The 9,460-nt window shown below is 66.9% G+C and carries 11 protein-coding genes; 8 read left to right on the forward strand and 3 right to left on the reverse strand.

The window, feature by feature from the left end; all coding sequences use genetic code 11:
• The coding region (locus RMN84_RS09075; RefSeq protein ID WP_309611851.1) for an AMP-binding protein at positions 1–701 on the reverse strand (701 nt) is incomplete at its 3' end.
• A gap of 64 nt (positions 702–765) precedes the next feature.
• Here RMN84_RS09075 and lgt point away from each other — a divergent pair.
• The 5 genes from lgt to RMN84_RS09100 are packed head-to-tail and all read left to right on the forward strand — an operon-like array spanning position 766 to position 5,230.
• On the forward strand, positions 766–1,641 hold the full coding sequence (lgt, locus tag RMN84_RS09080; protein WP_309611852.1) for a prolipoprotein diacylglyceryl transferase: 876 nt from the start codon (positions 766–768) through the stop codon (positions 1,639–1,641).
• A 4-nt stretch (positions 1,642–1,645) separates the two neighbouring features.
• The gene (locus tag RMN84_RS09085) at positions 1,646–2,626 is read left to right on the forward strand and encodes an SAM-dependent methyltransferase (protein ID WP_309611853.1); all 981 of its coding nucleotides are present in this window, start codon (positions 1,646–1,648) and stop codon (positions 2,624–2,626) included.
• Entirely contained in the window at positions 2,623–3,135 is a 513-nt protein-coding gene (locus RMN84_RS09090) for a GNAT family N-acetyltransferase (protein ID WP_309611854.1), read from the forward strand. The genes RMN84_RS09085 and RMN84_RS09090 overlap by 4 nt, the downstream gene beginning before the upstream one ends.
• Entirely contained in the window at positions 3,132–3,893 is a 762-nt protein-coding gene (gene pgeF, locus RMN84_RS09095) for a peptidoglycan editing factor PgeF (protein ID WP_309611855.1), read from the forward strand. Before RMN84_RS09090 ends, pgeF begins: the two co-directional genes overlap by 4 nt.
• A 47-nt stretch (positions 3,894–3,940) precedes the next feature.
• A complete protein-coding gene (locus RMN84_RS09100; RefSeq protein WP_309611856.1) occupies positions 3,941–5,230 on the forward strand; it encodes a cystathionine gamma-synthase family protein in 1,290 nt (429 codons plus the stop codon).
• On the opposite strand, the gene RMN84_RS09105 is transcribed toward RMN84_RS09100, so the two are convergent.
• Both RMN84_RS09105 and RMN84_RS09110 read right to left on the reverse strand, forming a co-directional pair.
• Positions 5,227–5,898, reverse strand: coding sequence for an HAD-IB family hydrolase (locus RMN84_RS09105; RefSeq protein ID WP_309611857.1), 672 nt, complete (start codon positions 5,896–5,898; stop codon positions 5,227–5,229). The genes RMN84_RS09100 and RMN84_RS09105 overlap by 4 nt on opposite strands.
• On the reverse strand, positions 5,895–6,689 hold the full coding sequence (locus RMN84_RS09110) for an NTP transferase domain-containing protein (RefSeq protein WP_309611858.1): 795 nt from the start codon (positions 6,687–6,689) through the stop codon (positions 5,895–5,897). Before RMN84_RS09110 ends, RMN84_RS09105 begins: the two co-directional genes overlap by 4 nt.
• A 94-nt stretch (positions 6,690–6,783) precedes the next feature.
• Between RMN84_RS09110 and RMN84_RS09115 the strand changes: the two genes are divergently transcribed.
• The 3 genes from RMN84_RS09115 to RMN84_RS09125 all read left to right on the forward strand — a co-directional run.
• A complete protein-coding gene (locus RMN84_RS09115) occupies positions 6,784–7,881 on the forward strand; it encodes an MlaE family lipid ABC transporter permease subunit (RefSeq protein WP_309611859.1) in 1,098 nt (365 codons plus the stop codon).
• The gene (locus RMN84_RS09120) at positions 7,872–8,714 is read left to right on the forward strand and encodes an ABC transporter ATP-binding protein (protein ID WP_309611861.1); all 843 of its coding nucleotides are present in this window, start codon (positions 7,872–7,874) and stop codon (positions 8,712–8,714) included. The genes RMN84_RS09115 and RMN84_RS09120 overlap by 10 nt, the downstream gene beginning before the upstream one ends.
• Positions 8,715–8,720: 6 nt before the next feature.
• Positions 8,721–9,460 (forward strand): MlaD family protein (locus RMN84_RS09125; protein WP_309611860.1); only part of this gene is annotated, 740 nt, incomplete at its 3' end.

Here is a 9,460-nt window from a genome sequence, read left to right on the forward strand (position 1 = left end):
AGGATGCCGAGCAGCGTCATCAGCCCGGTCGCATAGGCATAGACCCCGGTCGTCACCGCGCGATGGGTCGACAGTGCACCCTTGGCTTCGCCGGTCGATCCGGAGGTGAACAGGATGGTCGCGGGATCGTCGGGATCGACCGTGGGAAGGAGTGCCATTCCCGCACCGGCCAGCAACGGGGCAAGCGCCTCATCGAGACGCTGTTCGATCGGCAGGGTTACGATGCTCCATGCGCCGGGCGCAGCGGCGATCCGCGCGGCGCGGGGGGCGTCGGCGATGGCCAGCACCGGTTCGGTCAGGCGCAGCGCGTGGGCGAGTTCCTCCGCCTGCCACCAGCCGTTGATCAGCGTCGCGATTCCGCCTGCTTTCAGCACGGCCATGTAGGTCACGACCCAGGCCGGGCAGTTGCGCATGGCGATGGCGACGCGATCCCCCTTGGCAACGCCGCGCGCGACCAGCGCCGGGGCGAGTCGGTCGGCCCAGCTGTTCAGTTCGGCAAACGTCAGCCGCTCGTCACCCGCGACCAGCGCCTCGACCGCGCCGTTCAGCGCGCAGAAGGCATCGAAGAACCCCGGCAGGGTCGCCGGGAAGTTCGCCACGATCGCCTGCCCTCGATCATCGCGATCGATGATAATTCTTCCGCCGGGGCCGATGACCTCGGCGAGGGACTCGTCGAATTTTCGATCGAGATCGGAACGCATGCATCACTCCTTTGCCTTTGAAGGCCGCCACCTTATGAGGCGGCAACGCCGGAGGGGGAAGCCCATGTATGAAGTCGCGAGCCAGGCCATTTCGTGGAATGACCTGCACTTGTCGCCGGTGGCGCTCGATCTCGGCTTCTTTCAGCTGCGCTGGTACAGCCTGGCCTATCTCGCCGGCATCTTCGCGGCCTATTTTTATCTGCTCAAGCTGATTGCCCAGCCCGGTGCGCCGATGGCCCGTCGCCACGCCGACGACTTCATCTATTATGCCTCGCTCGGCATCATTCTCGGCGGCCGGGTCGGCTATATCCTGTTCTACAACTTCGGCTATTATCTCTCCCACCCGCTCGACATGCTCAAGCTGTGGGACGGCGGGATGAGCTTCCACGGCGGCGTGCTCGGGGTCACCCTCGGCATCCTTTACCTCGCCCGCAAGAACGGTCTCAACTGGCTGCGCATCCACGACTATGCCGCCTGCTGCGTGCCGCCGGGCCTGTTCTTCGGCAGACTGGCGAATTTCGTGAACCACGAACTATGGGGTGCGCCGACCAACGTGCGGTGGGCGATCCGCTTTCCCGAGACGATCGCCGGCATGACCGTCCTCGGCCCGCCGCGCCACCCCAGCCAGCTCTATGAAGCGGCGCTCGAGGGGCTGCTGCTGTTCGCCATCCTGTGGTGGATGTTCTGGAAAACCCAGGCTCGCTACGAGCCGGGCAAGCTCGTCGGCGCGTTCATCTTCTTCTACGGCATCTTCCGCTTCGGTATCGAATATATCCGCGAGCCCGACGCCCAGCTGTCGCATTTCGCCCAGGCGACCGGCCTCCATATGGGCCAATGGCTGTCGCTGCCGATGATCCTGGGCGGCCTCTACCTGATACTGACCGCGAAGAAGCGCCGCGTGCGGGTCGAGCCGACCTTCGGGACGGCCAGCGTCGCGTAGGGCCGTGACCAGCCTCGCCGAACGGCTGCGCGCGCGGATCGCTGCCGAGGGTCCGATCGGGATCGACGACTATATGGCCGAAGCCAATAACCATTATTACTCGACCCGCGATCCGCTCGGCGTCGCGGGCGACTTCACCACCGCGCCGGAAATCAGCCAGATGTTCGGTGAGATGGTCGGCGCGGCGCTGGCCGATTGCTGGCTTCGCGCGGGGGCGCCCGACGACGCGATCTTCGCCGAGCTCGGTCCCGGTCGCGGTACTCTTGCCGCCGACGCGTTGCGGGTGATTCGCGGCGCGGGCTTTGTGGGGGAGGTGCATCTGGTCGAGACCAGCCCATTACTCCGCGCAGCGCAGGCTCGGCTATTTCCCGGTGCGACATGGCACGACCGGATCGACATGCTCCCCGCCCGCCCCCTGCTCCTGGTTGCCAATGAATTTTTCGACGCGCTCTCGGTCTGCCAATGGATCGGACCAGAAGAGCGCCGCGTGACGATTGTCGACGACGACTTCTCCTTCACTGCCGACGGCCCGATCCGCGAAGACTCCCCGGCCCGCGATGCCGCCGCCGCCGACCTCGCCCGCCACCTCGCCAGGGACGGCGGCGTCGCGCTGATCGTCGACTATGGCCATGATGGAGCCGGGGCGGGGGACACGCTGCAGGCCGTCCGCGCGCACGACTATGCCAACCCGCTCGCCGACCCCGGCGAACAGGACATCACTGCCCACGTCGATTTCGCCGCTTTCGCCCGCGCCGCCGGGAGCGTAGGCGCGTCGGTCTCGCCCCTCGTCAGCCAGGGCAGCTGGCTCGAACGGCTCGGCATCGCCGCGCGCGCCATGGCGCTGGCTGCCACCACTCCGCACCGCACCGCTGAGATCGCCGCTGCCCGCCGCCGCCTGTGCGACGCGGCCGAGATGGGCGAGCTATTTAAGGTAATCGCCCTTCGGTCGCCCGCCTGGCCCGAACCCGCCGGATTTCGCGCATGACCATGATCCTGACCGACGCAGCCCTTGCCGACGCACACGAGATCGCCGACCTGTTCGGCGTCAGCTTCACCGAGACTTTTGGTCATCTCTACGCGCCGTCCGATCTCGCCCTGTTCCTCGCCGGCAAGACTGCGGCGGACTTCGCGCACGAACTGGCCGATCCCAGCTTCCACTTCCAATTCGCCCGGGACTCGACCGGGGCGGCGGTCGGTTTCGTCAAGCTGGGTCCGCCTGACTTCCCGATCGCAAGTCCGCCGGATACGATCGAGCTTCGCCAGATTTACGTGCTCGAACGGACCACCGGGCAGGGCATCGGCGCCAGTCTGATGGATTGGGCCACGGATCGCGCCCGGGGCGTCGGCGCGCGTCACCTTCAGCTCAGCGTCTACATCGACAATCATCGCGCTCGCCGGTTCTACGAAAAGCGCGGCTACGTCAGAATCGCTTCCTACCGGTTCATGGTCGGCAACCATGCCGACGAGGATATCATCATGCGCGTCGCGCTATGACCGTCGAGGTGAACCGCGCCGCGCTGCTCGACGGCATCCCGCACGGCTTCCTCGGCCGGCGCGGCGGCGTGTCGACCGGGCTCGTCGCCGGGCTCAACGTCGGCACCGGAAGCGGCGACGATCCCGCCGCGATCGCCCGCAACGTCGCGCTGGCGAGCGAGGCCGTCCTTTCCGGCGCAGCGCTCGCCCGCGTCTATCAAATCCATTCCGCCACCGCCGTCATCGCCGAACCCTGGCCGATGGATGCGCGGCCCCAGGCCGATGCCCTGGTCACCGACCGGCCCGGCTTGCTGCTTGGGATCGTCACCGCCGACTGCGCCCCGGTCCTCCTCGCCGACCGGGAAGCGGGCGTGATCGGCGCGGCCCACGCCGGCTGGCGCGGCGCGATCGACGGCGTCACCGATGCTGCCATCGCCGCAATGGAAGGCCTCGGTGCCCGCCGCGAGTACATCGTCGCCGCTGTCGGCCCGTGCATTGCGGAGGCCAGTTATGAGGTCGACGAAGGGTTTCAGGCCCGCTTCTTCGCCGCCGATCCCGCCAATGACCGTTTCTTCGCCGACGGTCCGCGCGGTCGCCCGCACTTCGATCTCGAAGCCTATGTCGTCGCTCGCCTCGCCGCCGCCGGTCTCGCCCGGGTCGAAGCGCTCGGGCTGGACACTTATGCCGACCCCGACCGTTTCTTCAGCTTCCGCCGCGCCACCCATCGCGGCGAGGCCGATTACGGCCGCCAATTCTCGTTGATCGGGCTGCCCACCTAGCCGAAACCGTGCCGCCCGGCTAAGAAGATGGTTACAGGAGAAACCAAGTGACCAGCGAAACGACCAGCCGCCGCCCCAAGACGCCGCGCACGACCATCGGCAACCACAAGCTCAGCCCGGCGACGCTGATGATGGGCCATGGCTATGACCCGACGCTGTCAGAAGGCTCGCTCAAGCCCCCCATCTTCCTCACCTCGACCTTCGTGTTCGAAAAGGCAGCCGACGGAAAACGCTTCTTCGAAACCATCACCGGCAAGCGCCAGGGCAGCAGCGACGGCCTCGTCTATTCGCGCTTCAACGGCCCCAACCAGGAGATCCTCGAGGATCGCCTGCGCCTGTGGGAAGAGGGCGAGGCGGCGCTGACCTTCTCCAGCGGCATGTCGGCCATCGCTACCCTGCTGTTCACCTTCGTTCGCCCGGGCGACGTCATCGTCCATTCGGGCCCGCTTTATGCCGCGACCGAGACGTTCATCGCCAAGATCCTCAGCCAGTTCGGCGTCACCTATGTCGACTTTCCCGCCGGCGCGACGCGCGCGGAGATCGACGCCGCGATGGTGAAGGCGAAGGCGCAAGGCAAGGTCGCGCTGATCTATCTCGAAAGCCCGGCCAACCCGACCAACGCGCTGGTCGATGTCGAAGCGGTCGCCGCCGCCCGCGCCGCCGCTTTCGGCCCGGACGAGCAGCCACCGATCGCGATCGACAACACCTTCCTCGGCCCGCTGTGGGCCAAGCCGATCGCGCAGGGCGCCGATATTTCGGTCTACAGCCTGACCAAATATGCCGGCGGGCACAGCGATCTCGTCGCCGGCGGGCTGGTCGGCAACAAGGCGCTGCTCGACCGCGTCCGCATGATGCGCAACACCATCGGCACGATCTGCGACCCCAACACCGCGTGGATGCTCCTGCGCAGCCTCGAGACGCTCGAATTGCGCATGGATCGCGCCGGCGAGAATGCGGTCAAGGTGTGCGACTATCTGCGGGGCCACGCCAAGGTCGAGCAGGTCGGCTATCTCGGCTTCCTCGAACCCGGATCACGCCAGGCCGACATTTACAACCGCCACTGCACCGGCGCCGGATCGACTTTCTCACTCTACCTGAAGGGCGGCGAGCGCGAGGCCTTCGCCTTCCTCGACGCGCTCCAGATCGCCCACCTCGCGGTCAGCCTCGGCGGCACCGAAACCCTCGCCAGCGCCCCCGCCGCGATGACCCATTTGTCGGTCCCTGAAGAGCGCAAGCAGGCGCTCGGCATCACCGACAATCTCGTCCGCATTTCGATCGGGGTGGAGAATGCCGACGACCTCATCGCCGATTTTGCGAATGCGCTGAACGCGGTTTAGCGCCAGTCCTCGATCCGCCAGCCGCGCGCTTCGGCCAGCGCGCGCAGCTGGCGGCTGGGGTTTACCGCCACCGCTTCCCCGGCCCACTCGAACACCGGCGCATCGCTGTGATGATCGGAGTAGAACCGCACCTCCGCGCCGTCCGCCGCCAGCCCCTGCTCGGCAAGCCACGCGCCGATCATCCGCTTCTTCGCCGGGCCATAGCAATTCTCGCCGTCGATCCGCGCGATCAGCCGCCCGTCGGCCGCGCGCACCGATCGCGTCGCGATGACATCGTCGAACCCCAGCCGCTCGGCGATCGACTTCGCGTAAAGCGCATAGCTCGCCGTCGCCAGCACCAGCCGGCGTCCCTCGGCGCGATCGGCAGCGATCGCGCGCACCGCCCCCGGCTGGATATTTCCGCGCAAGGTCCGTTCTGCAAATGCCTCAACCACCGGCGACAGCTCCTCGTCGCTTAGCGCCGCGCCCAGCATCAGCCGATGGTTGATCTCTTTCAGCCGCGACCGGTCGATCGCCTTCAACCCATAGGCCGCCATCGATCCGACCACCGCCGGGGCCAGCGCTAGCCGCCAGGGCGCCCGCATCCGCGCCGCGTGCAGCAGGAACGGTGTGTAGGTCGCGTTGCGCGTCACCGTCCGATCCATGTCGTAGATGGCGAGGCGGCTCACCCGCGTTCCTTCAGGATGCGCTCGACCAGCACCAGGTCGACCGGCTTGTCGACGTCGACGCAGGTCAGCGGGTCGCTCATCACCACCGCCCGCAGCGTCAGCCCCAGCGTGCGCCCAATCGCCGCCAGCGACTGGTCGATCGTCCGCACCCTGAGCCCCGCCCCCAGCAGCAGCGCCGGCCCGAATGCGAACAGCATCCGCCAGCCCTTCTTGCGATCCTGCTCGACCGTCCGCCACAGACCGACCACGCGCACTGCGGCAGGCGATCCGAACGCAAACAGGTTCGCGCCCGAATAAGCCCCGCCGCGAAACCCGATCCACGTTCGCTTCGATCCCGGCAGTCGCGCGTCCAGCGCGCGCCGCTCGACGACGCCCACCGCCAGGTCGGTCCCCGTCGCCGCCGCGCAAAATTCCGTGATCATCGCCGCATCGAGCAAGGCGTGGTCGGCGGTCGTCACGAGCAACGGAAAGTGCGTCGCCGGATCGGCCAGCAACCCCTCGATCGTCGCCGCGATCGTCCCGCTCGATCGCTCGACCGACAGGCGCGGGTCGCTCGGCAGCACCGCCGCAATCGCGTCGCGTTCCTGCGCCAGCACCCGCACCGTCGCGATTTCCGCAGCGTCGAGCAACGCGCGCACCGGCCGTACGACCATTGGCTCACCCGCCACCGGGATCAGCGGCTTCAATGCGACCCCGTTGGCCAGCGCGAAGGAATCGCCGCCCGGCCGCGATCCGGCCAGCAGGATCGCCGTCCATCGCGCCGCGACGGGCACCGGGGGAACGCTTGTCATGGCGGAGCGCTATAGTTGTATCGGGGCAGCGGGGAAGGGGCGGTCACGCTCGGCCCTTGCCGCCCACGCTGATTTCGAGCACTCTTTAATTTCCATGGCCGTGACCGACCTTAATCCCTCCGACAATGACCAGTCGTTCCGGTGCACCGGGGCGCTGACGATCGGTCGCGCCGGATCGACCCAGCGCGAACTCGACGCGATGCCCGACGGCATGACCATCGACCTCGCCGGGGTAGATCGGATGGACACGGTCGGTGCCTGGCTGATCCACCGCACCCAGCGCGACCGCGGCGCGCATATCGTCGGCGAGAGCGCGGCGGTGAAGGCGCTGCTGGAACAGGTCGCCGCTGCCGACCATCCGGTCCAGGTCCGCCCCGACCTGCGCCCCGCCCCCACCCGGGCGCTGGCCGAACTCGGCACCTGGACGGTCGAGGTCGGCCAGACGCTATTCGGGCTGCTCGGCTTCTTCGGCGCGACGCTGGTTGGCTTCGGCAATGTCATCCGTCGGCCCAAGCGCTTCCGGATGAATGCCGTCGTCTCCTCGTTCGACGCGGTCGGCGTGCGGGCGCTCGGCATCATTGGGCTGATGAGCTTCCTCATCGGCGTCGTCATCGGCCAGCAGGGCGCGGTCCAGCTCCAGCAGTTCGGCGCCGAGGTCTATACCATCAACCTCATCGGCCGCCTGACGGTGCGCGAATTGGGGCCGCTGATGACCGCGATCATGGTCGCCGGCCGCTCCGGCTCGGCCTTCGCCGCGCAGATCGGGACGATGAAGATCACCGAGGAAATCGACGCGATGCGGACGATCGGCGTGTCGCCGGTCGAGGCCTTGGTCGTGCCGCGCATGCTCGCCACCGTGCTGATGATGCCGTTGCTGTCGTTCTTCTCGATGCTCACCGCGATCATCGGCGGCGGGGTCTTCTGCTGGGTCAGCCTCAAGATCACGCCAGCCACCTACGCCATGCGGATCAGTGAAGTTGTTCCGCTCCACGACCTCGACGTCGGCCTGATCAAATCCTTAGTCTTCGGCTTCATCATCGCGCTCGGCGGCTGTTTCCAGGGTATGCTGGTCGAGGGCAATTCGGAGGAGGTCGGGCGACGCACGACCAATGCCGTTGTCCAGTCGATCTTCATGGTCATCGTCCTCGACGCCGTCTTCGCGGTCTTCTTCAGCAGCATCGGCTGGCTGTGAGCGACGAGATCATCATTACCGTGCGCGGGCTGAAGAATAGCTTCGGCGAGCAGATCATCCACGAGGGTCTCGATCTCGACGTGCGGCGCGGCGAGATTCTCGGCGTGGTCGGCGGGTCGGGTACCGGCAAATCGGTCCTGATGCGCTCGATCATCGGGCTTCAGCACCCCGTGGCTGGCGAGATCGAGGTGCTCGGCGAGAATATGATCGGGCGGTCGGAGGACGAGGCGAAGAACATCCGCCGGCGCTGGGGAATCCTGTTCCAGAACGGCGCGCTGTTCTCGACGCTGACCGTGGCCGAGAATGTCGAAGTGCCGATCCGCGAATATTTCCCGTTCATCAAGCCGCCGCTGCTCGACGAGATCGCCGGCTATAAGATTGCGATGAGCGGCCTCGACGAGAGCGCCGGGCCGAAATTCCCGTCGGAGCTGTCGGGCGGGATGCGCAAGCGCGCCGGCCTCGCCCGCGCCCTCGCGCTCGATCCCGAGCTGCTGTTCCTCGACGAGCCGACCGCCGGGCTCGACCCGATCGGCGCGGCGGCCTTCGACGAGCTCATCAAGGGCCTGCAGAAACAGCTCGACCTGACGGTGTTCCTGATCACCCACGACCTCGACACGCTCTACGCGATCTGCGACCGGGTGGCGGTGATCGCCGATCAAAAGATCATCGCGGTGGGAACGATCGCGGAGTTGCTGGCTTTGGATCATCCTTGGATCCAGGAATATTTCAACGGGCCACGCGGTCGTGCGGCGGCTCATCACGGCGATGCTAGCCATGACTCGAGTAACGCGGCATCGGACAACAGGGGGCAGGCCGTTGAGCGGACTTCGTAAGCGCTGATGGAGACACGTTCCAACCATGTGCTGGTCGGCACCATCGTGCTCGCGCTGCTCGTCGGCGTGCTATTGTTCTTCGTGTGGCTCGCCGGGCTTTCGACCAAGGCCAGCAATTGCTTCGACATCTATTTCAGCCAGGGCGTCGGCGGGATCAGCAAGGGAACGCAGGTCAATTATTCCGGCGTCCCGGTCGGCGAGGTCGAGAAGATCGCGCTGCTGCCCAACCGCCCCGAATTCGTGTGGGTGCGGATCAAGGTCGACGGCGACGCGCCGGTCCTCCAGGGTACTACGGCCCAGATCAAGGGCGTCGGCTTCACCGGTGCCAGCGAAATCTCGCTCGACGGCGCGGTCAAGGGCGGCAAGGCGATCGACCAGGCCGGGCCTCAAGGCTGCCCGGTCATCCCGTCAGGCTCGGGCGGGCTCGGCGCGCTGCTCAACTCGGCGCCGGAACTGCTCAACCGCATCCAGCGGCTGACCGAACGGCTGACCGAATTGCTCAGCGACAAGAACCAGAATTCGATCGCGGACATCCTCGACAATCTCGACAAGACCAGCAAGGTCCTCGCCGACCGCTCGCCCGACCTCGCCAATGCCATCGGCGAAGCCCAGGTCGCGGCAAAGAATGCCGGACTCGCGGCGCAGCGCGTCGGCATCCTCGCCGACAGCACCAATCGGCTGGTTAACGAGCAGGGCAAGCCGGCCGCCGAAGACCTGCGCAAGGCGATCGCCTCGGTCCAGAAGGC

The organism is Sphingomonas sp. (assembly GCF_031380695.1).
Taxonomy (GTDB): domain Bacteria; phylum Pseudomonadota; class Alphaproteobacteria; order Sphingomonadales; family Sphingomonadaceae; genus Sphingomicrobium.

Excerpts from the sequence above, each read along its gene's own strand:
- RMN84_RS09110 (WP_309611858.1), bottom strand. The coding sequence starts at position 6,689 with ATGACAAGCGTTCCCCCGGTGCCCGTCGCGGCGCGATGGACGGCGATC.
- lgt (WP_309611852.1), top strand. The coding sequence starts at position 766 with ATGTATGAAGTCGCGAGCCAGGCCATTTCGTGGAATGACCTGCACTTG.
- pgeF (WP_309611855.1), top strand. The coding sequence starts at position 3,132 with ATGACCGTCGAGGTGAACCGCGCCGCGCTGCTCGACGGCATCCCGCAC.
- RMN84_RS09115 (WP_309611859.1), top strand. The coding sequence starts at position 6,784 with ATGGCCGTGACCGACCTTAATCCCTCCGACAATGACCAGTCGTTCCGG.
- RMN84_RS09090 (WP_309611854.1), top strand. The coding sequence starts at position 2,623 with ATGACCATGATCCTGACCGACGCAGCCCTTGCCGACGCACACGAGATC.